Origin of the sequence: Dictyobacter vulcani, assembly GCF_008974265.1 — a bacterium.
GTDB classification, from domain to species: Bacteria; Chloroflexota; Ktedonobacteria; order Ktedonobacterales; family Ktedonobacteraceae; genus Dictyobacter; species Dictyobacter vulcani.
Map to the genome: position 1 here is coordinate 3699403 of NZ_BKZW01000001.1, position 25358 is coordinate 3724760.

The following is a 25358-nucleotide window of genomic DNA, read 5'->3' on the forward strand; positions in this document are numbered from 1 at the left end:
AAGATTAAGACTTTCAATGGAAAATTTAGGTGTTATATGGAAAAAATGACCATCAAACAGGCATTTCAAGTAATGATATTGTATTTAGATTCCTATGGCCAGCGAATTAATTCAGAAGATATTGCTTCATTGCTGGGGGATTTGGATACAAATATTTGGGATGGTGATACAACAGGAGACCCCGCAGCTTGGTATGATTGGATGTACTGTGTTCAAGAAGTTTTATTAGCTGAAGATAAAGAAGCCAGACGAATAGTAGAGTTGCTGATTACTGACGAGAGAAATAAGAGAGGCAAAGATGTAGCAGGGAACGAAGTATACTTGAAAAATTTAGATGATGGAAGGCAGGCATGGGCATTGCTGAGAAATGGCCGTTTCTTGTTTGGAGGTATTAGAGAAGAGCCTAGGGAGTTTAATAATTTGAAGCCATTTACCAGCCCGAGGGAACCAATTTAATAATTTTACCCAAGGTGAGGAATGCTCAGCCAGGCGCTTCGGCTTTTGAAGGCCGTTCCCGCCTGGAAGAAGAACCCCCTCTCTTGTTTTAAGTTCTGCACTCCATACCGTACACTCTTTAGAATCTCAACTAAGGGAAAGTACCAGTCTTTTGATGCGTGTAACGTTGTATCAGCCAGCTCTCTACTTTTAATTTTTGTCTCAGGGGCCTACATTGCTCAAAATCTTGTGCTAAAAAACAAGCCAGAGCGGTATTTTTCGAGCTTATATAAGCATCGACAACGGTGGACTTTTTGACATTTTGTTGACATCCAGGCAAGTAGTCAACAATAGACAATCATAGCCAAGCCAGAAGCAGAGGAGGCGCTTATTTGAGCGTAAACATATGTCTGTAGACATTGGTAGAGAGATTTTTACCTCTTCTTTACGGTCTTCGGAACCGAGTGTCGGGGGTTCGAATCCCTCTGGGCGCATTACTCTGAATCCGCCTCTCAGGCGGGTTCTTTGCTTTTTGACCCATGCCCGGTCCCTGTACAATCCCTCGCTGACATCAACCGTGACATCAACGGATATTTAGCACCCCGTGTTCGTGAATAAACTGTTTAAGCGTGTGACTGCTTGCTCCTGCAGGGATGGCAATACATGCGAATAGGTATCCAGTGTCATGCTGATATTGCTGTGCCCCAGTAGTTCTTGCACAATCTTTGGATGCACATCCATCGTCAGCAGTAACGTCGCGGCGCTATGCCGCAGATCGTGGAAGCGGATATCTGGCAGCCCGGCTTTATTCAACAGCGGTTTAAATGAGCGTCGTAGGAGATTTCCAGTCTCCCATGGTTTGCCACGCTGATTGCAAAACACCCAGCCCTGCTCCATCCAATCGGCTCCGGCTTTCAGACGAAGCTCATGCTGACGAACCTTATGGCGTTTCAAGGACTCAAGCGCAAGGTCTGTGAGTGAGATGTTGCGCCTGCTTTTCACTGTTTTGGGTTCATCGACGACAAAGCCCTGCTTGCCAATGCGAGCGATCGTGCGCTTGACCTGGAGCCGTTTGGTCTCAAAGGAGAGGTCTTCCCATTTGAGTCCCAGCAGCTCACCCTGGCGCATGCCCGTCGTCAATGCCAGAACATAGAGCGCTTCCAGAGGATCTCCCTGTGCAGTGTACAAGAAATGTTTGGCCTGTTCCGCATTGAGAACCTGCATCTCTTTTCTGGGCACGCGTGGGGCATCCACCGCATCACACACATTGCGCGCAACCAATCCCCAGCGGAGCGCATCATGTAATGCCCGATGCAGCACGCGATGGACATGCTTCACCGTTTGCGGGGAGTATCCCTTTCGTAGTTCCCCATTGTACAGCTTCTGCAAATGCTGGGGCATCAACTGCTGGAGCTTGATATTGCCCAGGGCAGGAATGATTTGCCGATAGACATATTGTCGATAGCGAATATAGGTCTTTGGACGCAAGCGCGGCTGCGCGGTATCCTGAAGCCAGGTCTCCAGAAAAAAGGCAACCGTCTGATCTTTGCCCGCCAGAATTATGCCTTGATCCCGTAGTTTGTGCGCCTCTCTGATGGCCTTCACAGCCTCTTTCTGTGTCGCAAAGTAGGAATATTTCCGCTGGCCATTGTCTAAGGAGATGGTGGCCACCCATCGTCCATCTTTTCGTTGGTAGACGGTCCCTTCACCGTTTGCTCGTTTACCCATAGCGTGTATGGATCCTTTCTTTCTCGTGTTCGGCAAATGTCAGGGGATGTGTTTGTGTGAGCAAGGAGTGGCTTCATCACTGAATCTGCCTCTACCTTGATCCACTACCGTCTACCAGATCTATTACGAGCTCCAAACTATAATACATGATACGCGCCATGTTGACCAGACTTTATACTTCGATCCCAGTTGTTACCCTGGTAAAGCAACATAAAATTCATGTGTTTTTGTGTGTCTCGAATAATAGAGTATATTGGATACGCCGGTGAAAATTGATGTGGTTGTGAAAAATCGTGAAACATTCTCCTTATCTCAGCCCCAAGAGATTCGCACACTCATGCTAGATGAACAACATACTGATGTTCGCGTTGCCTCCGTTTATGAAATGATCCTTTTTAAGCTCCACTGGTACTATCAAGTATCTCGCCGAGACGGTATGACGAATGATATGGAGTGGAATGATATTATGGGTATGCTCAAGGTGCGCGTTATTGGATATGCCATTTTTCGAACAAGAGTTCAGGCATCTTCATCTTGAAAATATATGGAAGTTAGTACTTGTAGATGCGGGATTGATAAACGCTTGATAATCATGTAAGCTTCGCAATAATGGAAAAGGATGAAATATGCCTTTTCTTATTTTTCGGGTCGAAAAAAATGAATTCCCCAAATCGAGGATCGCGTTGGTGAAGCAAGAAATCGCCTGGAAACTTTCCGACGCATAAGTGCTCTACCCTACCGGTTGGAAGAAGCTGGAGTTTTTGCTCATTTTTCTCTGGATGAGTTGTGTCAAAAGGAGAGGTACTGCAATGGAGACGCCAACCCAAATCGCGCTGGTGTTTGCCGCTCAGAAGGGCGATCAGAAGGCATTCGAGGCCCTGGTGGACACATACCAGCGTGAACTGCTCGTGCATTGTTATCGGATGCTGGGCTCGTTCCATGATGCTGAAGACCTCGTGCAAGAAACCTTGCTGCGCGCGTGGGAGAAACACACGGCTCTCACGAATCCGGGAGCATATCGCGGCTGGTTGTATCGTATCGCCACCAATCTCTGCCTGGATAGACTCAGGAGCGCCCCTCGACGGTTCTTGCCACCAGAAACTCACCCAATGAGCCATCCCAGTGGCCCTGTGCCGCCACACCTACGGGAGCCGATCTGGCTGGAGCCATTCCCCGATGATGTGCTTGCTGATCAGCGCAGCGATCCGCAAGACCGTGCAGAGCGCCACGAACAAACCACTCTGGCTTTCCTGATTGCACTCCAGCACTTAACGCCAACGCAGCGGGCCGTTCTGCTCTTGCGCGAGGTGCTCTCTTGGGAAGCTCGCGAAGTGGCCGAATGGCTCAACCTCTCGGTTCCCGCCGTCAATTCTGCTTTGCAGCGGGCCCGACGTGCTATGCAGCAGCGCAACCTCGCAAGTCAGGCCCCAATGGCTCCGCCTCGCCAGAGCATCCAGGAACTTCTTGACCGCTATGTCACCCTGTGGGAACAAGCTGATATCCCCGGCTTCGTGGCGCTACTGCGAGAGGATGCCTGGTTTACCATGCCGCCGCGTCCCGCCTGGTTCCAGGGACGAGCGGCCATTGCCACAATGCTCGCGACCTACATCTTCACAGCCGGTAGGCAACGACGCCTGCTGCCCGTGTACGCCAATGGGTGCCCGGCTTTCGGGCTCTACCAACGGGAGGCCGGAGTACAGGTCTTTGAACTGATTGGCCTCGTGGTCCTGAGTGTGGATGGAGACCAGATTGCCAGCCTCGTTGTGTTCCTAGACCTGGAGAGCCTCTCGTCCTTTGCTCTCCCATCTACCTTGCCTTCCTCATTGGTAATTGAGGCGAAGAGCGGTTCTTGACCACTTCGAGGCTTCGGATCTGCTTCCTCAGAGGCGACAGCATGCTGGCGGCGCGTGATAGGAAGATGGCTTATGAATTGGGTACCTCCTCTGTGCTAATAGACATAGGGAATGCCTTTTCCAGTCTCAAGGTAGGACTTCAGGCTCGGCAGGAAGTATTCCCAGCCTGAGCACGTCTCCACAACGCTATAACCAGTGGAACCCACGAAGAGATCATGCTGACCAAAGAGCAGTCTGGTCCCATTCGAGATTGGCGTGAGAGCCCAGGTGATCGTGGACCCCTCCCAATCATGGGGAGAAAGCCTCACTCTCCAATGCACTTTCTTTCCGACTTCGAGGTCGGTAATCTCCATCTGAAAGACCCCTCCATTCTCAAAGCGAACTTCGGTGAGAGAGTTAATCATTCATCGTCATTCCTTTTTTAATACTGCAACGTTTAATCGGACGAATGGAGGCCCACTCTATTACCTTCTGAATCGCGGAATTGTGCAATAAAACCATTGCCGCCGCTGTTCTCTGCTTTGGGAAGCAGGATTTTCCCGCCAGCAGTCTCTATGCGTGATAACGGTCCGTCAAGGCTTTCGCCCCTATCAATATATATTATCGAACCAGTATCGGTTGGTTCGTAGCCAGTACCTTCAACGAGTGCCAACCCTGCACCCAGGGCTTTTACATCAAGCGGGAAAATACCGTATTTTCTTCCTCTTGGGATAGGTACTAGCTCAATACTGACCTCAAACACCGCCTCATAAAACTGCTTTACGATCAAACTCCTTTACGGGTAATTCTACCCAGTATACGGCGTTGCGCATATGTACTTGTCCTCCTTACGTATGTTGATAGCATTATGTCCTGTACCCTATATTTTAATGAGAGAGAGGTGCGGTCATAGCCGCGTTGCTCTCGGCGAGGATCTTCACTCCTGGCAGGCATGGGCGGAGCCGAATAGCATCAGTACCGCGGTTCATAGGTGAGCTTCACAATGCCTTTCGAGAAGCTCTTTGCTGCAACGAACCTCAATGTGGTGTTTTCTTCCTCCCGAAAGAACTGCTTCCCCCGCCCCACAACAAGCGGATGGATCGAGAGATCGAGCACGTCAAGCAAGTGGTGCTTGAGCAACGTCTCTGCGAGAAGACCATGACCATAGATGAGAAGATCCCGTCCTTCTTGCTGCTTGAGCCTGGTCACTTCAGCTACCACATCGCCTCGCACAATGGTCGTGTTGTTCCATTCGGTTTTTTCCAGCGTCGATGAGAACACATACTTTGGCATGGCATTGATCCTGTCGGCCCACGGGTCGGTGCGTCTCGGCCAAATCGCAGCAAAGCCTTCGTATGTGGTCCTGCCCATTAACATCGCGTCACACGCCAGTGCCTGGCCCAATCCGTCCCGCATATACGCATCATCACGGTACTCAGAAAATCCCGAGATGCCTGCTCCTGCGAAAACGCCGTCTACCGATACTAGGGTATATTCGATAATTTTCCGCATGATATGGTGTCCTTTCCTATCCTATTTACCTTGATTTGTCAGAGGTATCGATCTTCTTGCACTTATAAGACGACAAGTTGACCCAAAACTCATCGCAGGCTGAAGGCAAACATAGGAAGAGGGTCTTCCGCTGATTGATATTATAGAGGTAGGTGTTTAGAAGGGTTGATCTATGGCTCTCCATCGGATTTGGGGCAGGATGAGGTTATTTCGCTGTGATCCGCGCTTTTTCTGGCATGACTCCAAAGCGCGACGAGAGAGGGGCATATCTTGCCCCAACCGATCCCTGGTCGCCTCAGCATCAAATGAGCGGCCTTGCAGTCTGGTCTGTGCGACCAGCTAGAAACCAACCCCGATGCAACCCGAGAGCAGCACAGTCAGATGTGGGAAGCCAGGAACAGGACCAATGTCAGCCCCACTTCCATCAGTCGTTCCAGAATGGCATGAGGGTGGACACGAAAAAAAGATTCTGAGAGCCAGCGAACAGGGCGAGATGGAACGCACTGCCTGGCGAGAGCAAGCCAAAGCAACATAGCCACAGCGGACAATAATCTCGCGCTCCCGTCCATTAAAGGTACAATGGTAGATTTGCGAAAGGGTGTGACGGACCTGTTGTCGTCGTTCCCGATCATAGAGACTGACTGGCAAGGCTGTCACCAGACGAAGCTCAAAGCAGCGTTCAGGAATGAGGATACATGGTGCCCCCCACTCATGCATCAGGGATATAAGGGATCAACCCTTTATGGAAGGCGACCTCCTGAATCTCTCTGGGTGCATGGCGTATATCGATGATGAAGCCATTGATCTCAAGCATCCAGACCAGAGGATTCGTGTCAACCATTGAGGGAAGTGACCAATTGGGATCCATTGGATACATACCCAGGAGGTCACGGATCTGTTTAGATTTTGCCTGCATCGTGCTCGAACTGAGCTCGAAATACTCCCAGATCTGGCTTGCCGCTATGTGAGGGGTCTGTGCAGGATCAAAGAGAAAGTTGACCATGCCCAACGCATGAATAATCCCACATGCCCAGGTGGAAGTCTTCCCTCGTGCCAGTGGTGAGGGACGTTTCCGGCACAAGGTTGCCGTCAGCTCACGGCAGAGTTGGTGATACTCGTCATTTAAGGATGCCTGACTGAACGTATCCGTGAGCAGGGTGATTTCCTCGAAGCGCTGTTGCATCTCTTTGGGAACCTGTTGTGATGGACTTCGTTTGGCCATACATAACTTTCTCCTTTGATCCATGTTACTTTATTGACTAAGACCCTTCTTCGTCATCAAATACCAATCCTCGATACCACGCTGCAACCTCGATGTGTACATCAATACTGACGAGATCAACGGTGTCACCAGGTCCATAGTGGCGATAGAGCCAGGCCTTAGGATTGTTGGGGTCTTGTTCATTGCGCTGCCAGACTTCGACATACTGAGCAAACTGGCTGACCAACACGATTTCCTGGATAGTTTCCTGATTTTGATACGCTTTAAACTTTGCACCGCGATCTTTGGTTTCGGTGCCTGGAGAAAGTACCTCCACAACGACACGGGGCGATTCGATCAGCATATTATCTGATCTGCTATCCGCCACATCACAAGAAACCGTGACATCTGGATAGACAAAATGAGGTTTTCCATTTTTCTTTCGGGCAAGATATACCTGAACATCTGCTCTGAAGACGGTACAAGCACGCGATTGAAGGTGTGAGTCTAACGCGAGTCGTGCATTATACGCGATCCGATCATGCGCGACACTTCCACCGCTCATCATGTACGCGATGCCATCGATGTATTCGTATTTGCGATCGGGAGAGAGGTGCTCAAGTTCGTGATAGTGCTCTTCGGTCATCTTCGTCCCAGGACGATGCCACATTGGCGGTGTCGGATCGTCGCGGAAATTTGTCGCCATTGCTCTCCTTTTCCAGGAACAACGCTTCGATATCCTCTCCTGGATCGAAATGCTTCTTCCAAAAGTCCTGTGAATAGGCTTGTTTTACCCTACCATTGAAGCCCCTAATGGGAGATTCTTGCACGCCTTTTCTTTCAACATTGTAGGTATTACCCTGAAATGGATGAATTGAGTAGTCGCAATTACGCTTCTCAAGTATAGCATATGCAACAACTTTTCCACCATCATGGCGAGCCAGTCTATACTCAATGCCATACACCCTTCAAAATCTTGCAAAGAAGAAGGAGATCAACTAGGAACAGAATTTATTGATGAGCCTTTCTAGTGGCTCATCAATAAATTCTGTTCGGTTCTTTTCTGGAAGGACTTTACTATGCCATGGCAATCTAAGGAACTAGAAAGTGCTCGACTTAAATCTCTTAATGGAACAGGGAGTATTGCAAGATATTTAAGTAGATCATCCATTTTATCATCTTACGACGATTATCACTTCAATGCTTCTCTACGATGAGGCGGAAGTTCTGGCAGAGCCGAGGGGGAGACCAAAAGATTATTCAGATCGAAGCTGAGGAAATACATTGGGATAGTGCTTTGTGATATGAAAATAGACTGTAATAAAAGCTTATTAAGTAAAATAATCTTTGAAGCGTTTTTTATAAAAATAGATCACTGATGAGCAATCATTTCTGACCTTGCTCGCCTAACATTAATCTCTTTAACAAGCTGTAGGGTACGAAAATCAACCTTCGTTATCTTTGACACCGGGCTAACATACTTAGGATAAAAGACGTGCTAGAAAAAGCTTTCCATGATGCTGGAGTACAATGAGCATCCAGAATGTGAGAGATGAGCTTCCTACCTGGGGTTGTAGTATCAATCTGTTCCGTTAGGCTGATGAATTTAATGTCTCGCTCTTGGAGACGCTTGAGCAATTCGATGCGATGTGCTAAGGACTGTTCCACTCGATCGGGCTTCCAGACGACGAATTCAAGCCCTGACCTATGCTGAGAGACCAGGGCTTTTTATGTCTTTGGGCTTTTAAAACCTAATCTTGTATCTGGGGCCAGGAATAGGAAGTAGAGCTGAAATGCACACGAGCTAGAGCTACGAATCTTGGGGTATGTTGTGCTAGTATATCTAAAAGCTCAGGAACCGTCTTAGAAGGCTTACGCAGATCACCAGCTTGCTCTATTAAATTTCTAGCGACTACTTCACTGTTAAGGTAATGAAGGTGTACAAGAAAATCATCAGGAGACTGTGCTTCAATATCAAAAGGGGAAAGGCTATTGGAAGGAAAGTCTTTCAAATTCTGTGTTACAATAACTTGAGCTTGCACTTTAACAGCAGTTGCAAGTACATGTCGATCCTTCACATGATTAGACATAGAAGGAATTAATAATTGATACCCATTCACAAATGCTTCGGGAAAGCTCCGTTTTATTTCTCGCTTTAAGTGCAATGTGCCAGATTCTGTCATCCTCCCCTTTATTATCAAGTTTCGGCAAGTTTCTTCGAGAATTTCATCTGTAATATACAGTCTATATAAGTCATCGGCTGCCAACCTTAATAATATGTCACGTAATGAAGCAGGAAAAATGACATTTGCATCCAATACAACATGCAATGAAGACATCCACTACATCCTTTAAAAATTATGTGAGTTTCTCGTGCCAAATAGTAATATGCCTGTCTCATCCAAGACAGGCAAGGTTTGCACTAATCGTATACACCTTCATCTTCAGCAATGCGGGTCATTTCAGCTAATCCTCGCTTCCTTACCTTGGCCTGAGATTTTTTGTACGCTAACACATCACTAAAGCGGATACGGCGATGAGTACCAACCTTTGAAAAAGGCATTTTCCCTTCTTCAAGCAATTTAATTAGAAATGGTCGCGAGACATTTAAAAAATCAGCAGCTTCCTGGGTAGTTAGCTCTTTAGTAACAGGTATAATGCTTACAGCATTTCCCTGCAACATATGGTAAATGACCTGGCATAATGCCTGAAAGACTGACCCTGGTAACTCTATTTCAAATCCTTCAGGCCCAACAAGCTTTGGAATGCCTTTTTTTTGAGCACTGTGAAACACTCCGTCCAATATTTTTAACTTCGGCTTCTCACTTTCTTGCGGAGCAACCGGATCGAGAACGTTCTCCATATCTTATCCCTTCCTAACCTTCGTCATATTCTTTGCCAACTTACTTTACCTGGCAAGAATAATGATGATGGACCACATAAACAGTATACAATATAATCGAAATAAACGCAATATTCGCAATAATCGAACTGAACAGGAGCGGTGAATTGATTGCGAAGCTCGATGAAGCTTATGGTTAAGATTAATCAGAATCGCGTTCTCAACCATAAGTGATGTATACTACATCTCTGCCTTCTTTGCTATCGAGAAGAAAGCAGGTAGAGATTTTTATTTTTTGAGTAATTGCGAGAGATCGTACTGACGGTCAATGCGAATATAGGTATCTGGAATTGTTATTGTGTGGCCATCAAACGGCTGCAAGATGTAGTCAATGATGGCAGACCAGTGCTGAAATTTCATCTCAACGTCACCTGTTGCCACAAAAGTATCTATCAGGTTGGCCAGTTCATGGTCCCAATGCCGTAGGTCCTCTGCCAACTGAGGTTGTCCCTGCCACCATCTTCGTTGTAATTGATAATGGAACACGAGTAGATTCTGTAGATGGGTATGCATGAAAAGGAGCGCTTGTGTCGGCTTGCTTTGTATCTGGTCTTTCACGATATCATGAAAGTGCAGTGCTTTAGATTTGATGTGGTAGAGATCTTCAGGGGAGGCTGTGTGACGTTGGAGGTGACGGGCCTTCTCTTGCATCGCACAGATTGTACCCTTTTTATCAAAGATGATCTGGCTTCTTGCTATTGAAAGATTCAGGTGGCGACCATGCTGTTCAATTTCATCGTATGTGAGACTTTCAAACTTTTCCAGCGATAAAAAAACAAGAATAAGCGTGATATCCTCTATCAGGAAGTGCCTGTTACGAGATGAGGAAGATGGGTCGACAATAACGATGGCATACATATTGGATGGATTTTCTCGAGAGTTGGTGTCATGAGTGATTGCAGCAAGGCATCGTTCATCGCTTTCAAGACGTTGTATGGCCTGATAGGCAGGGCGAAAGCGTTCAGGAATTGTGAGCTTCGCCGTATATGTGAGCTCGTCTATCGATTCTTGTGCTTGCCATTCTGGGATTTTCGCCATGATCGCTTGCACCTCTTCAGGTGTAAAATCGTCTCTACGAGCACAACATAAGGCTGCTTGATGTCCATCAGGTAAATCGTGGCCTTCACAGCCAGCCAGGACATGACAATGGAAGCAGCAATTAGCTTGAATAATAGCTAATTCGCGGAGATGATGACACTGAATGATCATTGAGGATGCTCTTTGGGGATGCGCTAGAGCTGGCGCATTGTTACAAACAAACGTATCTATATTAGAGTATAAATGATTCTTCTGCCTTTTGCAACATTTTTTCGTCATCGATAATTTGTTTCCGCCAATGCGTTATTATTATTGAGATAATTTATGGAAGGATCCAATACAGATGATATCGAGGCATTTGCCGCATGACGTCTATCAATTAGCAGCAACATATACACTGGGCGAACCGATCAGGGTGTATCGCACGACGAAACGACCACAATTTAAAGTATATGGCTGGAGTATAGCCTTTACCTCTGTTATATGCATCATTGCAGCAGGCACTCAGATTCCTTTTCGTTTCACTCAAACTTCCCTTACTCTCTATGGTATTCTGGTTGCGATTATGTTATTTGTTGCAATTATGTTTTTGGGTTCTCTTCTGTTGCTTCGTAGGGCGACGGTTTATATTTGCTCGGCTGGTTTTATTTTCCATCATAAAAGCATGTATAAGATTGTACGTTATCCGCATCGTCCAGGACAACCTGAACACCCATACACCTGCTGCCCTGTACGAAGCGTTTCCTCCTGAAGAAGCACGGCGTATCCTGGGGCGAGTTGAGTTTTATTCCACACCGAAGCATGGGAGTTGGTTGAACATGGCCGAAATCGAGATCAGCATCTTTCAGCGCGGCTGCTTGCCTCGCCGCATTGACTGCCTGGCCACGTTGTGTCGGTACATCAATACGTTAGAACTCAAGCGCAATCGGGAACATGCGACCATTTCGTGGCAATTTACAACCAATGATGCTCGCGACAAACTGCAGCATCTCTATCCTGATCTGAGTAAGAACGTTCGCGCACACTGAAATTGGATGGTATACTCAAGAGGCGCACGGGTAAGACCCTGAGGAGAAAACGGTTCTCCCCACCACGAAACGGCGGAAGCACGGGAAACCAAGGAGCACCACTCATGGAAAGCTATGATGCCAATGGCTACACACAATGGATCAGATCGTTGTTGGAGAAGCTCGAACCCGCCCTAGAGAGCCAGCTGCAAACGATCGTCACTGCGCGCTTCCATCCTCACGTCGTCCTGCTTGATACCGAGGTTTTTCCTGATGGCCTGCGAGAAGGGGTCCCACTGAGGATGTTCTTGCTCGATGCCCACAATTCCGAAGTGTTTCATCACGATGCCACGTTTTTTCTCCCCTCCAGCATCGGTCTCTTAGAAGCGGTTAAGGAGGTCATTCCCCCGAGTGAGGAAGATCGCCAGAAATTGTATGAAGAGGCAGGCGTTGAGACCATCGAGATTGAAATGAGCACCCTGATTGAATGGTTTGTCGCATGCTGGATGCGAGCTGGTGGACAACATGTCACGCTTCCTGCCTATATCTGTCGTCATGATGACCAAGAGTCCTTCGATTTGCACCAGATGAAGTGGGTAGCTGATCAGCAAGGCAAGCACACCCATTTTCTCCCAGGATAGCTCCCGAGATCTCGCCCGACAGCGGTTCGCAAAACGATGGGATTCATCATCTCGAAGCGAGTGTTGCGGCAAAACCTAGCGTCCCTTGGCAAAACCCAACTGGATTGACCACTAGAAGAATGAGAATAGTATCAGGATGATGATATCTCAATTTGGCTCTCACCTTATTTATAAGCATAATGAGTTGATACATAAACTGATGGTTGTATGAAAGGATGTGGTAAAGGTACAATATATATAGAGAGTAAAGTAAGAAGTGAGCATATTTACTTTTATGGATGAAATGCAGGAAAACAAGGACGTCGAGCAGCCTCATATTTATATTTATGATTGTGCCTTTACCCAGGTTGCTCAGGGCAAGGATTATATTGTGTACCAGGCATGCGAGCCGCGTACACTTGGAGAGATGAAGATTGACCTTTTTCTTGAGTATGTTTCTGATAAAGGATGGTGGGGAGCTATACGTTTGAATGGACGTTTTATCATTCAACTGAAGCTTTCCTCTCAAGCTCTTTTTCCCACCTCTGAGATTGCGTTTCTGGTAACCGAAGAATTTCTTGCCGAGGAACACCGTGTGCATGAAGCGTTCAAAGATATGAAAGAGCAGAAACAAGCTCGTCAAATCTTCCATCATGTCCCACCCAGGCCAGTCGACGTTGATCCAGAGCGTTATTTTTCTCCTTCAGTGCTGGAAGTGAACGGAATCCTTTTTACCCTGTATCATCTCACCAATACTGAGGCCGCCTATCGACCCTGGGAACGTAGGCGCGTGGCAGAGGCAGCTATTGGTTTACGGCTGGCACATGTCTATGGAAAAGGGTGGGGAGCCCTCATCCTTTTTTCGGAGACACAGAGTGTGGAATTTGAGCCAGCAGCCGATCAACTGTTTCTCACCCCAGAGCACGCCCTGGAAACGCTGCTTGCATTCTGTGCTGAGGAAGAGAGTGTGCACAGCCTTGTTCAACAACTTGGAAAGATTGATTCCCAAGATTCCATTGTCATCACGCGTGGTAGTGTGCCATCTGTGCCTGCCAGGCCTCCTTTACGGATTGATCATAGAGACTTTGTGTGGCAAAAGCAGATGAGTGAGGGGCAACTTTATCAGGCGAAACAGGCTATGCGAGTCAATTTTCATAAAGTCTATGTCCAACTGATAGAGACGTGGCGGAAAGGATGGCTAGCCGGGGTGCAATTCCGCGATATCTCAGGCATCTATTTTGAGAAAGATGAAAACGTTGGATTTGCGACCCCAGAAGAAGCGTTTGCTGCGGCCCAACACTTTATTGCGCTAAAAACAGAAGGCTGGCGTATGCTGTACCATGCTCACAATACAAGGATCGCGCTGCAATGCCGGATTGGTCGATATGACCAGCTCATATCGATTAGCACAACGAGGGAAGTCTCTGACCAGTAAAAGATAACCATATTGTAACAATGTAGTCCCACCATCAGAGAAGTGAAAAGTACATTACATGTTCAGTTTTTGCAGGAGCAGGTAGACACTCTAGCATTTTTATGAGTGTAGAATAGAATGTATTGATTGAGTCTTTTTAAGGGTCAATCAATACATTCTATTCTGTCCTGGAGGAGCTTTACGAGCTACGACAACCTGAGGAACCAGATGATGTTGGACTCAATCCTTGCTTGTATGCTCGTTTGGAAAAGAAAAAGAGCCAGCTGGACTTGCAACCAGTTACTTCTGAAATGCCCAATCAGGCAATACTTCTCTCGCTTTGAGCCATGCAGGGGGAATGGGATCTTTGCTCGAGAGTGCTATGATTCCCCCAACCATCGCACAGTTCGTGTCGATATCTCCTAGTCCACTGAGTGTGAACCAGAGAGCCTCTTCGTAGCTTTGGAGGTGTTGTCCAGCACACCAGAGCACAAAGGGAACGGTATCCTGCGCTGAAATAGCTGAACCATTCCCCAATATAGAGATCGCTTCTTGAATAGGTGTTGTGCTGGAAAGGTTACGCGCCCGGCGAAGAGCGGTGCCTACTTCGCTCTCTGGTAGAGTAGGTAATACCAGGTCAAGAAACTCCGTATGCGTGAGATTCTCACTTGTGCCTCGCAATCGCCACGCCCAAGCTGCTGCGACGGCAATGGCTATTGCCCCAGCAACGCCTTCGGGATGGGTATGTGTCACTTCGGCAGAGCGTTTTGCTTGCTCAACCACCAGGTCGAGCGAATCGGCAAAATAGGCACCCAGCGGAGCCACGCGCATCGCTGCGCCATTGCCGAAAGATCCCTGACCGGAGAAGAGGTGTTTGGCAGAATCTTTCCAGGACTGGCCCTCGCCTATCTTTCGAAGTAGCCCGTGCATCGCTTCGCCATAGCCACGTGAAGCATCGTAATAGCGGGCAAAGCTCGAGGCCAGATGATCCTGGTCAATCGTTCCATAATGGTGCAGCGTGGAAAAGAGCGAAAGAGCCATCTCCGTATCGTCCGTATAGTACCAGGGAGGGGAAGGGAGCATCCGTGCAGCAATCAAATCAGGAGCGATGGTCGCGCTTAGCGAATCAACAAAGTAATGATCTCCGAGCGCGTCACCGACCGAGAGACCTTCTAAAGAACAAGCAGCACGTGTTAGTGGTTCATCATGAGGAAACCGTTTCAAGGTCAACTATCCTTTCACTTCTGCTAAGTATACTACCCGGACGCTACGTCGTCTCATGTTCCTTCGCTCGGTGCCCTCGACTCCACAGGATACTCCCGGCTAGTTTGACCTCTGTTGTTCTCAGCCTGCTCCCTCAGGCGATAAAGAGCAAGATCCGAGAAGTTTTTTCAGATCAGAGTGCTACACTGTTTTTACTTACTAGAGGGAAACAGCAGTTGATCCACAAAAGAGGAAACCCTATGAGAACAGTCATTTCTAAAGATGGCACTCCCATTGCATTCGATCAGTCAGGTCAGGGACCCGCACTCATTCTGGTGGCTGGAGCACTTTGTGCTCGATTATCCTGGTCTGGGCCGGAGCTCGCCAAACTCCTTGCGCCATACTTTACGGTCTATAACTACGACCGTCGAGGGCGAGGTGACAGCGGAGATACCAGGCCATATGCCGTCATGCGTGAAATTGAGGACATTGAGGTATTGATTGACGAGGCTGGCGGGGCGGCGTACCTGTATGGTCATTCCTCGGGGGCCGCTCTTGCTCTTGAAGCAGCCGTAACGCTTGGTGAGAAGGTCAAGAAACTTGCCATGTATGAGGCTCCTTACAATGATGCGAGTGAGGCGAAGCTTGCATGGAGAGCATACATTCAACACCTTACAGCGCTGTTAGCAGCAGATCGCCGTGGCGATGCCGTGGCGTTATTTATGGCGTTGGTTGGGACGCCAACTGATCAGATTGAAGCCATGCGTCATACACCGGCCTGGCCCCCGCTTGAGGCGATAGCGCCGACGCTTGCCTATGACCACACCGCTATTCTGGGCAATGATGGGGCGGTGCCTATCGAACGAGCCGCGCAGGTGCGTGTGCCAACGCTGGTCATGAGCGGTGGCGCAAGTTATCCCTTTATGTATGAGACAGCGCGAACGCTCTCGAAAACGATACCTCATGCGCAGTTGCGAACACTGGAAGGTCAAGGCCACGCCCTCGCTGACGACATTCTCGCCCCCGTATTGAGAGCGTTCTTCCTTGGATGAGGCAGTCCCAATTGAACACATTGACTGTTATTGCCCGCTTCCATGCGGGCACTTTCATTTTTTGTGCACCGATGATTGCCTTTTTTTCAGCTCATTGCCAGCAACAGGCGTCGTGTTCAGATGCTGCGGTCGTGAAGAGACCGTTCAGCCGTGTGACGGCCTGCGCTTGCAAGGATGGCAGGACATGTGAATAGGTATCCAGTGTCATGCTAATAGTGCTGTGGCCGAGCAGTTCCTGGACGATCTTTGGATGTATGTCCATGGTGAGGAGCAGGGTTGCTGCACTGTGACGTAGATCGTGAAAGCGAATCATGGGCAATCCCGCTTTTTGTAAGAGTGGTTTGAACGAGCGCCGCATGATATTGCTTGCTTCCAGTGGGTTGCCCAGTTGATTGCAGAATATCCAGTCCTGATCATTCCATGTTGCTCCCATCTGCAGGCGTTGTTCATGCTGGTGAACCCGATGGCGCCGGAGGGTATCAATCGCGATGTCTGTGAGATAAATGTTTCGCCGACTCTTTACCGTTTTGGGCTCATCGACGACGAAGCCCAGCCTCCCGATGCGCGCAACCGTTCTCCTGACCTGGAGCTTTTTCATGTCGGAGGAGAGATCAGCCCATTTAAGCCCCAGCAGTTCGCCCTGGCGCATGCCTGTGGTCAAGGCGAGAACATACAGGGCTTCGAGAGGATCTCCCTGTGCTATGCATAAGAAATGTTTAGCCTGCTAGGCATTGAGGACCTGCATCTCATGTCTGGGCACACGTGGGGCATCTACCGCGTCGCAGACGTTGCGCACCACCAGGCCCCAGCGAAGCGCATCGTGTAACGCACGGTGCAAGAGGCGGTGTACATGCTTCACCGTTTGTGGAGCATACCCTTTGTGCAACTCGCCGTTATACAGCCGTTGTAAGAGCTGCGGCGAGAGTTGCTGCAGCTTGACGTTGCCAATAGCGAGAATGATCTGGTGCTGTATCATGTGCTGATAGCGAATAAAAGTCCGTGGGCGCAAACGTGGTTGCGCCGTATCTTGAAGCCAGGTCTCCAGAAAAAAGGCAACCGTTTGATCTTTGCTGGCAAGCATGATGCCCTGATCTTTCAAATTATTGATTTCTCTGATGGCTTTTATTGCTTCCTTCTGTGTTGCAAAGTAGAGATATTTCCTCCTGCCCTGGCCTATAGTGATGCTGGCAGTCCAGCGTCCATCTTTGCGCTGGTAGACGGTTCCTTCACCGTTTCCTCGCTTGCCCATAGCTTGTATGCCTCCCTTTGTATTGTTCGTGTTGGCCACTTATAGCGATGCATTTTCCTGCTCTGTAATCCACTTCTGGAGGGAGTTGATGGAGATGCGTACGGATCTTCCAAAGCGAATCACGGGAGGCCCTTTTTGTTGTGCGAGCAGTAAATAGAGCTTGGCACGAGAAAGACCAAGACTCTGGGCCGCCTGTGGAATAGTGAGGAGCAATCGGGGCACTTCAGGTGCTTGTGCTGATGGCATGGGTTGAATCCTTTCATTGTTGTGATGGTTACGGGTTGTCTCTTCTCTCCATGGGTGTGATCTCCTCACAGCGTACTTCTTTCCGACCTGGAGCACCGGGGCATGGATGGTGTAGATAGGGAGGGAGGTCTCGTGTTTGTTTACGTTACTGCAGGTGTGCCCCGCTCTTCTCTCCATCGTTGCCTCTCTGCTGCCGCTCCTTCAGTGTTACGCTCGCATTGTCTGATGATATGCTTTCTTGTTTTCATCAGGCTCAATTTGGAGATATGTCAGGAAAATAGCAATGGAGCCAGCGTGTTGGCATCGAGCTGTCATGCCGAGTTCTGTGTAAAGACATGGATGAAAAATCTCATCAAGAGAAGTTGAGACATTGGAGGGATCATACCAAGTCAGCTGAATGAGGGCCAATATTGTCCACATAGGGGTATATACTCCGTATGAGTTCGCCAACAGGTGATGAGCGAACCTGAGAGAGGAGTGAAAAGACATGGATCAAAACACTGGTTTGCACGACTTTGATTTTTTTCACGGCTCATGGACGACGCAGAATAAGCGGAGAACGAACGCACTCTACCATAATCAGGAGGGCGTCTGGCAAGAATTTACCTCTACTGTTACCTGCACCCCCTACCTCGATGGTCGAGCCAATATCGACGATTTTGAGGGCACGTTGCCCGATGGCGAGGTACGCAAGGGCCTGGGGCTGCGCTCGTTCGACGAAGCGACCCAGCTCTGGTCGATTCTGTGGTTGGATAATCGCAACCCGCCAGATCTGAGCGCCGTGGTCGGCAAGTTTACCGATGGCATCGGTCTCTTCTATCAGGAAATGGAGACATTCGATGGCGTTCCCATACGTGTGCGCTTTATGTGGGATAACATCACTGAGAACACTGCACGCTGGCAACAGGCTTTCTCCTTCGACGGCGGCACAACCTGGGATACCAACTGGATCGCCGAACATACCCGCAAAGCCTAAGCTCACACCTATTAGGGGTTATACCATTTTCCATGCCAGAAGAGGTTTAGCGGAGATTCTGTCATGGAAAATGGTGGTCATTCTGAAAAGATGCTGATGAGATCGTATATGTGCCAATCCCCTTTCTCTAGGCATTCCTCTCATCAGGTGATTTGATGTTGTACCGACCGTTGCTGTACGCGTCCAGTGAAAGTGCGTACGTATACAGCACGCATGTGTATATAACACTTGAAAGAGTCAGAGTCCCGTTATTGTCCATGAAAAGGTGGACTCTGTACCGTACAAACCTGTATGCGGCGTTTTTCAGGCTCGTAGTGCATTGAGGGGTGGAATGTATTCCCGCATCTCGTGAAGACATGCAGTGAGATCCTCTCGGTTGGACTGAGCGCGAATAACCTACAGCTCTGCTGCCCCTGTGTTGCCTCTGTATTCCCCCACGGTGATTGTTATGCTAGTAGCGTAACAGTCTGGCGTATGACTCCTCATCTTTAGGAAAGGAGCTGGCCATATGTTTCACGATACTGTGCGATGTGTACAGTTTTACCATGTGGAGTTTCTCGTCCACCTTTGGGTTCAATTCGCTCCTGCTTTTGTATGCCTTGTGGGCATAGGAGAGATCATGTCGAGCTGGCTTTGGCACACAAAGAAACTGAGAGTGGTAATGGTACTGGCGGCGTCGCTCCCCGGTTCCATCTGTATGAGGGTGGGACGGTATGGTTGAGCGTGACGTGCCATGTATTGTACCTCTTTCTGTTGTTTCCTGGTAGCGTGTTTTCCTGTAGCTCTGTATCTGCTGTCCTTCTCTGCTCCTCAGGAGGAAAAGATTTTCCCCGTTTTATGGGGATATAAACAGCTTCGCTGCTAGATACTGTGTTTCGGGGCACCGATAGATGGCACCTGAGTGATGTTAAGACCTCGCAGAATTCCTTACCCTGACCATCGTTCTCGTGGTGTGGAAAGCAGCGTATCTATGAGCATATCGAATCTCGTTGAGAGGAGCCGGGCAGATGGGAAGTCGACCGAGTATCATTTACGAAACGCGTCTGTTACTGGATAGCTTGATGGCCATTGGTCAGAGTCGCTATCAGGCAAAGCAAGAACTGCGCCGCAGCGTGCCTGAGCAGTGCTGGCCGATTGTGACCGAGAAAATCTATTCCTATAGCACGCGAAAGACCTATCAACAACAGGTGTTTGCGTTTGTCAATTGGGCACGAGACACCTTTGGGATCCGGCGTCTGGCACACCTGTATGAGCGGCTTGATGAAGTGGCAACATGCTATCTCAGAGAGCAGGTTGCAGCCCAGAAGAGTCCCTATACCCTGGCGACGCAGCGGTCAGCCTTACGGAAAGTGTTTGGCAATCCACAGTTGGCCACTGACGTGGTCCTGCCTTCACGAGCACAAAACAAGATTACCCGCTCGCGTGCCCCGGTCAAGCAAGACACGCATTTTCAACCCGCGAACTGGCCAGCACAGATCCTGTTTGTGCAGGCAACGGGATTGCGTCGTGCCGAGCTGCGCGATCTCCTGGTCAAAGAGGTACGCTGTCATCCAGAGACAGGTCCAGTAGAAGTCTATGTCAGAAATGGGAAGGGCGGCAAAGCGAGAACGGTACCCGTCCTTGCTGAATATGAAGCGGCCATCAGAGCCCTGGTTCAGGGGCGCGATCCCAATGAGCATGTCTTTGACCATGTGCCGAAAGATATGGACGTGCAAAGTTATCGACGCGCCTCAGCACAGCAACGCTACCTGTCCCACGCGCCCGATCGCACGCTCCCACCAACGGGCAAGCGGCTCAAGCCAACGGACTATGACTTGACGGCCACGCACCAGGTCTCACGGGCCTTAGGCCATGAGCGCAAGAGTGTGGTGCTCAATCATTATCTTCGATGAGAGGTATCGTATCGTTGTGCGAGAAATAGTGGGGTGAAGATTATGGAGACGTTGCGTGCTTTGCCCATGCCTCCTCTTGACTTTCACCCTACCTGAACGTTGTATGCTTGTGACAAGAATTGGTCATGTATCTGTATATGGGCAGGAAGAGATGAGATGTTAAAAATTCGTGATTTTGCCAGGCTCGCCGAGGTGTCGATGACTACCCTGCGCTACTATGACGAGATCGGACTTCTCAAGCCGATCCAGGTCGATCCTGAGACTGGCTATCGATTTTACTCCATGGATCAGTTGCCGTCCCTGCATCGCATTCTCGCGTTCAGAGAGCTTGGACTGGGACTCACCCAGATCGTCGAGATTCTGGACGACGGCATGTCTCCTGAGGCAGTGCACGGGATGTTGTGGCTCAGACAGGCACAACTCCAGCAGCATATCCAGGCTGAACAGGAGCAACTTGTGCGCATTGAAGCACGGCTCAGGTCTCTTGAGCAAGGCACGTGTCTACCAGCCTATGAAGTCGTGCTCAAAGCGGTCAAGCCGATCACAGGGGTCTCCCTGCACCTGACAACGACAGATGTGGCGTCTCAGGCGCACTGGATTGGTGCCATCGAGAGTATGTTGCAGCGCTCCGGGGTCAAACCCATCGATCATCTGCTCGTCCTTCATGCTGGGCGTGAGGACGAGCACACTCCGGGTTCAGTGGAAATTGTCGCACCTGTTGACGCGAGAGACGCCACGACGCTGATCACACAGAGTGAGGGACGGCTGACACGGTGCGAGTTGCCAGCGTGTCCCCACATGGCGAGTACGTTCCATCATGGACATCCCTCGCTGGCGCCGTTGGCCTATCACGCACTGGGAACCTGGATGGAAAATAATGCCTACACCATTGTTGGATCACGCCGCAAGCTTCGCCTGCGCCGGGGCGAAAATCTGGACGACGCGCTGACCGAGATCCAGTTTCCGGTTGAGAAACTGGCATGAACGAGAGTCGCTCAGACACGTGCGTAACCAGCAGAAGAACGAAAGGAAAACGAATATGGGAAGGTTAGCTGGCAAAATTGCGATTGTTACAGGAGCGGGACGAGGAGTAGGGCGAGCGATTGCAGAAGCGTATCTGCAAGCAGGGGCAGCAGTGACGGTGACAGCAGCACGAGAACAGGCGGAACTCGAGCAGCTTACACAACAAGGATGGTCTGAACGCCTGCTGCCCCTGCTTGCCGATGTGACAGACCCACAAGCTTGCGAACAGGTCGTCGATCAGACGATCCAACGCTTTGGGCAGATCGATATTCTGGTAAATAATGCCGGTCGCGGGATGAAATACGTCAATGCATCGTTTCTCACCGAGCCTTCCCACTTTTGGGAAGTAGACCCTGCGACATGGCAGATGATCATTGCAACCAATGTCAATGGGCCGTTCTACATGACCCGCGCCGTGGTGACACGCATGCGAGAGCAGCAGCGCACAGGAAGTATCCTCAATATCAGTGTGAATTATGAGACGATGAAGCGGCGTGGTTTCTCACCATATGGCCCCTCGAAGGCGGCGCTGGAGGCGGCCTCTGCCATCTGGGCGCAGGATCTTGCCGCTGCCGGTATTCGTGTCAATATTTTGCTCCCAGGAGGGGCAACCAACACCGGCATGCTTCCTTCAGACGTTCCCGAAGACATGAGAGCGCGCCTGCTGCAGCCAGAGATCATGAAGGCTCCGGCGGTGTTTCTCGCTTCAGATGCCTCAGCAGGGGTGACCGGTCGTCGCCTGGTGGCCACCACATGGGATATGGCGAATCCCATGGGAACAGCGATTGCCGAGGGGATCGGATAGTGTTTTCGTACCATCATCTTGCCTTCGCTCCCATGATGCAACGCTGACAGCTTTGCGGCCATGGATGTGCTGGTAAATAGACGACAACGTGATGCTGCTCCCTTGGGGTCGCGACAGAAAAAACCGCCTAAAATCCCGTGAAGGACATGGTATCTGGAAAGATGTCCTTCATTTTTCCGTTACGAGGGGAATGGCAGAGGAGCAAAAATGGTGGAAAAGTGAGACCCAAGAGGGTGCAACGAGCTGGAGGGCAACTTCGGCGGAACACGAGCTCGTTGCGCATCCCGCGTGGTCACGGCTCGTTTTGGCAAAAGTCGGGGGCAGTGGCGCTAGTCCCGGTGCCCAGGTCGTCGGAGCGTCCGGCAGCAAGCCGGGACCATTGGGCGGTCGGGCGACCGTCCAGCAGCATCACGCCTTCCCGTTGCGGCCAGCCCTGGGGCGAGTCCTCCCAGAACTCCTGCCGACCGTAGACGGTTCGATCCAGGAGTCCATACGACGGTGCCATCACTTCATTGCCGCGCCCGGTGGTCCAGTACGTCTCGAAGACCTGGTCACCGTCTCGCACATAGCTGACCAGGATGCCGAAGTGCCGGTCTGCGATCAGCGGGTCCACGGAGTCCTGCGGCACCGAGTACCAGGGCATGGTCCAGCCCATGAAGTCGTGATAGCGCGAACTCTCCTCGTACGGGCCTTCGCAGAACGTGGCGTAGGTCACGTCGCGGGAATGGAGATAGGACAGCTCGTTGATGTGGGTGGTGGAGAAGGTGCAGCCCTCGCACTGGCCGCTGGCGGGTTGATCGAGGTGCCACATGTGATAGTAGGCGATCAGAAGCCTTCGCCCCTCGAAAACCTCCAGGAGCGTGACCGGTCCGTGCGGGCCGATCACCGTGATAGTGGGGTCCACCTCCACCATCGGTAGTCGTCGGCGAGCCGCCGCGATTGCATCGCCTTCGCGGGTGTGCGCCTTTTCCCGTACCCGCAGTTTGTCCAGTGGCGCCTGCCAGGTAGCCCGGTCTACCACTGCAGGCCATGCGGAAGTGTCGAGGCCTCTGGCGAAATGGTGCTGATCAGGTGTCTTCATAGATATCTCCTTCTTTCTTTTCCATGCTGCGCATTTAGGAGGACTTCTGGTGAGCAGAGATGCAACTCCCATGTGCACGTATACCTATTCTACCGGCTTCGATGTGAAAAAACTTCTTCGATCTTGCTCACATCTTCGGTCCGCTGCCCGTGCGAGAAGACGTGTCGGTGGTAGGCCAGGAGCAAAGACTTAGCGGAACCCATCAGAACTTTCTTACGGCTTGTTTGCCCTTAGCGGAATCTATGGGGAATTTATGTCGGGCCCCCATTGGAAGTAGCAAAAGAAGGGATACTCTCCTAGAGAGAGCATCCCTTTCCACCAGGTGTGTACGTTTTTCACCCCATAGAGGAGGCGCTTGATTTGAAGATGAAGAAGGTGGGCCTCAGGGATGTCTGGTTGGATGCTGTCTGTCTTCAAGAAACTGTTCTGTTACAACAATAATGCGCTCCTGCTCCCGATCCATTTTTAGCGAACGATGGGTTTGCTACGCGAGCTACACGCTCAAACCCACATGCAAAGCCGAAAGCATGCCCATAAGTTGCCGACCTCTATCCTCGTCAGGAATGCTCACACGAGCCGCCACGAAGCCGTCAGGCCGGACCAGGAGCATCCCATGTTCGGGCAATCCGGTTGCCTGTTGCCAACTCTCCTCGCTTGCTACAAGCTCTCCTTCAGGGCCAATACGATAGGCAGCCAGTTCAATGCCAGCGTGAGCAGCGCATTCCTGCGCCGCCTTGTGCCAGCCTTCTCCATCCAGGCCTGTCAGTAGGACGAAATAATGACCAGTAATATCAAGAGTTGAGATGCGTCGGCTTTGATACTCTACCCACACGTGAGGCACACGTGAGCCGGGCTGCCCTCTCAGCTCTGTATAGTCCCGTGTGCTTCCTTCTTCACCTGAGAGCACTGCTGACGAGGCATAGAAACCGAAGCGGGCCTGTAGCTCGTTGTCCGTCGTTTTTTCTCGGTCGGTGATCTCTTCCTGCTCGGCGGCAAAGCCAGCCACGTGACGCCTTTCCGTCTCGTAGGTCGAGAGCAAGGTGGCATCAGCATACCCCTGGAGAACGGCGGCCAGCTTCCAGGCAAGGTTCTGTCCATCCTGGATGCCCAGATTTGCGCCCACACCGCCAGTGGGCAGGATAATATGGGCCGCGTCGCCAGCCAGGAAGACGCGCCCCATCTGGTAGCGCTCAGCCAGCCTCTCCTGCGGCATCCAGGGGAGAATGCCCATGATTTCTACCGCAAGATCAGGGATCCCGATCGCTTTGCGAACCAGCTCCTGGCTACGCTCGACCGATGGGATCTTCACCTCTCCATGTTCGAGATATCCGGGCATCTGAAAAAGCCAGCGATCACGATTATTGATTGCCATGAGCAGGCCCGGCGCTTCAGGGGTCTCTATCGTACAGAGGATAAACTCGTGGCCTTGTACCAGGTCGCTCAGGTCTGCACGAAAATCGATGGCGAGTGTATGCATCTGTGACAATGTAAAGCTCTTCGTGGGGATGGCAAGCGTGCGCAGGGCAAGGCTATTCGCCCCATCCGTGGCAACCAGGTAGTCGGCACGGATACGCTGCTGCATTCCCGTCTTGCGATCCACAACGAGAGCCGTCACACCCGTCTGATCCTGCTCAAAAGACAGTAATTCGGTCTGAAGGCGCAGATCTCCACCTCGTTCCCGCGCCGTCTCAAACAACACGGGCTCCAGAGCGGCCTGATTACACAGACAGCCTGTGGCTGGACTGATAGCCTGCTCTGCTTCTTTCATCTGGTCGAACGTCTCAATATCTTTCCCATCCAGGTTCAGGCGTTTGACCTGTGCCATGTCGGCAGAGGCAAGAGTCTCGACAAAGATCTCACCCCTGCTCCTACTGAGCGGCTCGGCTGCCTTCCGGACGCTCTCTTCAAGCCCCAGCGCACGCAATACCTCCATCGTCCGCGCTCCCAGGCCAACCGGCCGGGGATGAATCGCGGTACCTGGATGTCGCTCAATGAGGAGATACGGAACCTGCTGCTGCGCCAGAAAGAGCGCGGTCGAGATGCCGGTTGGTCCGGCACCAACAATCAAAACCGGAACAGAGACATCTGCCATGATTAGTTTTCCTTTTTGCATTTTTCTATTTTTGCAGTCACTTAAATTTT

Annotated in this window: 28 protein-coding genes, 1 tRNA gene and 1 pseudogene; 14 read left to right on the forward strand and 16 right to left on the reverse strand. The window is 50.4% G+C overall.

Annotation, left to right across the window (positions count from 1 at the left end):
* Positions 1-36 precede the first annotated feature (36 nt).
* Together KDW_RS32830 and KDW_RS15650 are read left to right on the forward strand one after the other, a co-directional pair.
* Positions 37-456 carry a hypothetical protein gene (locus tag KDW_RS32830; RefSeq protein ID WP_198925281.1) on the forward strand — a complete coding sequence of 140 codons (420 nt, stop codon included), beginning with the start codon at positions 37-39 and terminating at the stop codon, positions 454-456.
* 363 nt (positions 457-819) lie between these two features.
* Positions 820-929 (forward strand) — tRNA-OTHER (locus KDW_RS15650).
* A 100-nt stretch (positions 930-1029) separates the two neighbouring features.
* Here KDW_RS15650 and KDW_RS15655 read toward each other — a convergent pair.
* Entirely contained in the window at positions 1030-2163 is a 1134-nt protein-coding gene (locus tag KDW_RS15655; RefSeq protein ID WP_151756819.1) for a tyrosine-type recombinase/integrase, read from the reverse strand.
* A 265-nt stretch (positions 2164-2428) separates the two neighbouring features.
* Here KDW_RS15655 and KDW_RS15660 point away from each other — a divergent pair, with 265 nt between their 5' ends.
* Positions 2429-2701: a hypothetical protein gene (locus KDW_RS15660; RefSeq protein ID WP_151756820.1), complete on the forward strand. Its 273-nt coding sequence runs from the start codon at positions 2429-2431 to the stop codon at positions 2699-2701.
* 271 nt (positions 2702-2972) lie between these two features.
* Positions 2973-4016, forward strand: coding sequence for an RNA polymerase subunit sigma-70 (locus tag KDW_RS15665; RefSeq protein WP_162005273.1), 1044 nt, complete (start codon positions 2973-2975; stop codon positions 4014-4016).
* A gap of 95 nt (positions 4017-4111) precedes the next feature.
* Here the strand turns inward: KDW_RS15665 and KDW_RS15670 are convergent, their stop codons facing one another.
* From KDW_RS15670 to KDW_RS15680, 3 genes are all read right to left on the reverse strand, one after another.
* Positions 4112-4420 (reverse strand): SRPBCC family protein, encoded by a 309-nt coding sequence (locus KDW_RS15670; protein WP_151756822.1) that lies wholly within the window; start codon positions 4418-4420, stop codon positions 4112-4114.
* Between the two features lie 32 nt (positions 4421-4452).
* Positions 4453-4785, reverse strand: coding sequence for a VOC family protein (locus KDW_RS15675; RefSeq protein WP_151756823.1), 333 nt, complete (start codon positions 4783-4785; stop codon positions 4453-4455).
* A gap of 182 nt (positions 4786-4967) precedes the next feature.
* Positions 4968-5507: a dihydrofolate reductase family protein gene (locus KDW_RS15680; protein ID WP_151756824.1), complete on the reverse strand. Its 540-nt coding sequence runs from the start codon at positions 5505-5507 to the stop codon at positions 4968-4970.
* Positions 5508-5913: 406 nt separating this feature from the next.
* Here KDW_RS15680 and KDW_RS34960 point away from each other — a divergent pair, with 406 nt between their 5' ends.
* Positions 5914-6042 carry a hypothetical protein gene (locus KDW_RS34960; protein ID WP_269822447.1) on the forward strand — a complete coding sequence of 43 codons (129 nt, stop codon included), beginning with the start codon at positions 5914-5916 and terminating at the stop codon, positions 6040-6042.
* A 174-nt stretch (positions 6043-6216) separates the two neighbouring features.
* Here KDW_RS34960 and KDW_RS15690 read toward each other — a convergent pair whose 3' ends face one another.
* From KDW_RS15690 to KDW_RS15715, 6 genes are all read right to left on the reverse strand, one after another.
* The gene (locus KDW_RS15690) at positions 6217-6729 is read right to left on the reverse strand and encodes a DUF6398 domain-containing protein (RefSeq protein WP_151756826.1); all 513 of its coding nucleotides are present in this window, start codon (positions 6727-6729) and stop codon (positions 6217-6219) included.
* A gap of 37 nt (positions 6730-6766) precedes the next feature.
* Complete coding sequence (locus KDW_RS15695) at positions 6767-7414, reverse strand: Uma2 family endonuclease (protein ID WP_151756827.1); 648 nt, start codon at positions 7412-7414, stop codon at positions 6767-6769.
* A 749-nt stretch (positions 7415-8163) separates the two neighbouring features.
* Entirely contained in the window at positions 8164-8430 is a 267-nt protein-coding gene (locus tag KDW_RS15700) for a recombinase family protein (protein WP_151757383.1), read from the reverse strand.
* A gap of 29 nt (positions 8431-8459) precedes the next feature.
* Positions 8460-9047 carry a PIN domain-containing protein gene (locus KDW_RS15705; protein WP_151756828.1) on the reverse strand — a complete coding sequence of 196 codons (588 nt, stop codon included), beginning with the start codon at positions 9045-9047 and terminating at the stop codon, positions 8460-8462.
* Between the two features lie 83 nt (positions 9048-9130).
* A complete protein-coding gene (locus KDW_RS15710) occupies positions 9131-9571 on the reverse strand; it encodes a helix-turn-helix domain-containing protein (RefSeq protein WP_151756829.1) in 441 nt (146 codons plus the stop codon).
* Positions 9572-9838: 267 nt separating this feature from the next.
* Positions 9839-10819 carry a hypothetical protein gene (locus KDW_RS15715; RefSeq protein WP_151756830.1) on the reverse strand — a complete coding sequence of 327 codons (981 nt, stop codon included), beginning with the start codon at positions 10817-10819 and terminating at the stop codon, positions 9839-9841.
* A 172-nt stretch (positions 10820-10991) separates the two neighbouring features.
* Here KDW_RS15715 and KDW_RS35925 point away from each other — a divergent pair, with 172 nt between their 5' ends.
* From KDW_RS35925 to KDW_RS15730, 4 genes and pseudogenes are all read left to right on the forward strand, one after another.
* Entirely contained in the window at positions 10992-11399 is a 408-nt protein-coding gene (locus KDW_RS35925; RefSeq protein ID WP_371876237.1) for a DUF6585 family protein, read from the forward strand.
* Positions 11332-11524, forward strand: a pseudogene (locus KDW_RS35930) (transposase); the annotation flags it as partial. The gene KDW_RS35925 and the pseudogene KDW_RS35930, both read left to right, overlap by 68 nt.
* 256 nt (positions 11525-11780) lie before the next feature.
* Entirely contained in the window at positions 11781-12296 is a 516-nt protein-coding gene (locus tag KDW_RS15725; RefSeq protein WP_151756832.1) for a hypothetical protein, read from the forward strand.
* 274 nt (positions 12297-12570) lie between these two features.
* A complete protein-coding gene (locus KDW_RS15730; RefSeq protein ID WP_151756833.1) occupies positions 12571-13710 on the forward strand; it encodes a hypothetical protein in 1140 nt (379 codons plus the stop codon).
* Between the two features lie 279 nt (positions 13711-13989).
* Here KDW_RS15730 and KDW_RS15735 read toward each other — a convergent pair whose 3' ends face one another.
* Entirely contained in the window at positions 13990-14913 is a 924-nt protein-coding gene (locus KDW_RS15735) for an ADP-ribosylglycohydrolase family protein (RefSeq protein WP_151756834.1), read from the reverse strand.
* Between the two features lie 239 nt (positions 14914-15152).
* Between KDW_RS15735 and KDW_RS15740 the strand changes: the two genes are divergently transcribed.
* Complete coding sequence (locus KDW_RS15740; protein ID WP_151756835.1) at positions 15153-15944, forward strand: alpha/beta fold hydrolase; 792 nt, start codon at positions 15153-15155, stop codon at positions 15942-15944.
* A 91-nt stretch (positions 15945-16035) separates the two neighbouring features.
* On the opposite strand, the gene KDW_RS15745 is transcribed toward KDW_RS15740, so the two are convergent.
* Genes KDW_RS15745 through KDW_RS31780 form a run of 3 tightly spaced genes read right to left on the reverse strand, consistent with a single transcriptional unit; the run spans position 16036 to position 17439 of the window.
* Entirely contained in the window at positions 16036-16647 is a 612-nt protein-coding gene (locus KDW_RS15745; protein WP_307767752.1) for a site-specific integrase, read from the reverse strand.
* Positions 16648-16668: 21 nt separating this feature from the next.
* Positions 16669-17193, reverse strand: coding sequence for a tyrosine-type recombinase/integrase (locus tag KDW_RS15750; protein ID WP_151756837.1), 525 nt, complete (start codon positions 17191-17193; stop codon positions 16669-16671).
* A 39-nt stretch (positions 17194-17232) separates the two neighbouring features.
* Entirely contained in the window at positions 17233-17439 is a 207-nt protein-coding gene (locus KDW_RS31780; protein WP_162005275.1) for a helix-turn-helix transcriptional regulator, read from the reverse strand.
* A 487-nt stretch (positions 17440-17926) separates the two neighbouring features.
* Between KDW_RS31780 and KDW_RS15760 the strand changes: the two genes are divergently transcribed.
* From KDW_RS15760 to KDW_RS15775, 4 genes are all read left to right on the forward strand, one after another.
* A complete protein-coding gene (locus KDW_RS15760; protein ID WP_151756839.1) occupies positions 17927-18415 on the forward strand; it encodes a DUF1579 domain-containing protein in 489 nt (162 codons plus the stop codon).
* 1007 nt (positions 18416-19422) lie between these two features.
* Positions 19423-20307, forward strand: a complete 885-nt coding sequence (locus KDW_RS15765; RefSeq protein WP_151756840.1) for a tyrosine-type recombinase/integrase — start codon at positions 19423-19425, stop codon at positions 20305-20307.
* Between the two features lie 156 nt (positions 20308-20463).
* Complete coding sequence (locus KDW_RS15770) at positions 20464-21291, forward strand: MerR family transcriptional regulator (RefSeq protein ID WP_151756841.1); 828 nt, start codon at positions 20464-20466, stop codon at positions 21289-21291.
* Between the two features lie 55 nt (positions 21292-21346).
* Entirely contained in the window at positions 21347-22135 is a 789-nt protein-coding gene (locus tag KDW_RS15775; protein WP_151756842.1) for an SDR family NAD(P)-dependent oxidoreductase, read from the forward strand.
* 292 nt (positions 22136-22427) lie between these two features.
* Here the strand turns inward: KDW_RS15775 and KDW_RS15780 are convergent, their stop codons facing one another.
* The gene (locus KDW_RS15780; RefSeq protein WP_151756843.1) at positions 22428-23216 is read right to left on the reverse strand and encodes a DUF899 family protein; all 789 of its coding nucleotides are present in this window, start codon (positions 23214-23216) and stop codon (positions 22428-22430) included.
* Positions 23217-23709: 493 nt separating this feature from the next.
* Positions 23710-25308: an FAD-dependent oxidoreductase gene (locus tag KDW_RS15785; protein ID WP_162005276.1), complete on the reverse strand. Its 1599-nt coding sequence runs from the start codon at positions 25306-25308 to the stop codon at positions 23710-23712.
* Positions 25309-25358: the final 50 nt, after the last annotated feature.

Coding starts and splice junctions, on each gene's coding strand:
- KDW_RS15780 (WP_151756843.1), bottom strand. CDS start 23,216: ATGAAGACACCTGATCAGCACCATTTCGCCAGAGGCCTCGACACTTCC.
- KDW_RS15730 (WP_151756833.1), top strand. CDS start 12,571: ATGGATGAAATGCAGGAAAACAAGGACGTCGAGCAGCCTCATATTTAT.
- KDW_RS32830 (WP_198925281.1), top strand. CDS start 37: ATGGAAAAAATGACCATCAAACAGGCATTTCAAGTAATGATATTGTAT.
- KDW_RS15695 (WP_151756827.1), bottom strand. CDS start 7,414: ATGGCGACAAATTTCCGCGACGATCCGACACCGCCAATGTGGCATCGT.
- KDW_RS31780 (WP_162005275.1), bottom strand. CDS start 17,439: ATGCCATCAGCACAAGCACCTGAAGTGCCCCGATTGCTCCTCACTATT.
- KDW_RS15665 (WP_162005273.1), top strand. CDS start 2,973: ATGGAGACGCCAACCCAAATCGCGCTGGTGTTTGCCGCTCAGAAGGGC.
- KDW_RS15725 (WP_151756832.1), top strand. CDS start 11,781: ATGGAAAGCTATGATGCCAATGGCTACACACAATGGATCAGATCGTTG.
- KDW_RS15775 (WP_151756842.1), top strand. CDS start 21,347: ATGGGAAGGTTAGCTGGCAAAATTGCGATTGTTACAGGAGCGGGACGA.
- KDW_RS15785 (WP_162005276.1), bottom strand. CDS start 25,308: ATGGCAGATGTCTCTGTTCCGGTTTTGATTGTTGGTGCCGGACCAACC.
- KDW_RS15765 (WP_151756840.1), top strand. CDS start 19,423: ATGGGAAGTCGACCGAGTATCATTTACGAAACGCGTCTGTTACTGGAT.
- KDW_RS15690 (WP_151756826.1), bottom strand. CDS start 6,729: ATGGCCAAACGAAGTCCATCACAACAGGTTCCCAAAGAGATGCAACAG.
- KDW_RS15750 (WP_151756837.1), bottom strand. CDS start 17,193: ATGGGCAAGCGAGGAAACGGTGAAGGAACCGTCTACCAGCGCAAAGAT.
- KDW_RS15715 (WP_151756830.1), bottom strand. CDS start 10,819: ATGATCATTCAGTGTCATCATCTCCGCGAATTAGCTATTATTCAAGCT.
- KDW_RS15760 (WP_151756839.1), top strand. CDS start 17,927: ATGGATCAAAACACTGGTTTGCACGACTTTGATTTTTTTCACGGCTCA.
- KDW_RS15680 (WP_151756824.1), bottom strand. CDS start 5,507: ATGCGGAAAATTATCGAATATACCCTAGTATCGGTAGACGGCGTTTTC.
- KDW_RS35925 (WP_371876237.1), top strand. CDS start 10,992: ATGATATCGAGGCATTTGCCGCATGACGTCTATCAATTAGCAGCAACA.
- KDW_RS34960 (WP_269822447.1), top strand. CDS start 5,914: ATGTCAGCCCCACTTCCATCAGTCGTTCCAGAATGGCATGAGGGTGGA.
- KDW_RS15670 (WP_151756822.1), bottom strand. CDS start 4,420: ATGATTAACTCTCTCACCGAAGTTCGCTTTGAGAATGGAGGGGTCTTT.
- KDW_RS15655 (WP_151756819.1), bottom strand. CDS start 2,163: ATGGGTAAACGAGCAAACGGTGAAGGGACCGTCTACCAACGAAAAGAT.
- KDW_RS15740 (WP_151756835.1), top strand. CDS start 15,153: ATGAGAACAGTCATTTCTAAAGATGGCACTCCCATTGCATTCGATCAG.
- KDW_RS15710 (WP_151756829.1), bottom strand. CDS start 9,571: ATGGAGAACGTTCTCGATCCGGTTGCTCCGCAAGAAAGTGAGAAGCCG.
- KDW_RS15770 (WP_151756841.1), top strand. CDS start 20,464: ATGTTAAAAATTCGTGATTTTGCCAGGCTCGCCGAGGTGTCGATGACT.
- KDW_RS15705 (WP_151756828.1), bottom strand. CDS start 9,047: ATGTCTTCATTGCATGTTGTATTGGATGCAAATGTCATTTTTCCTGCT.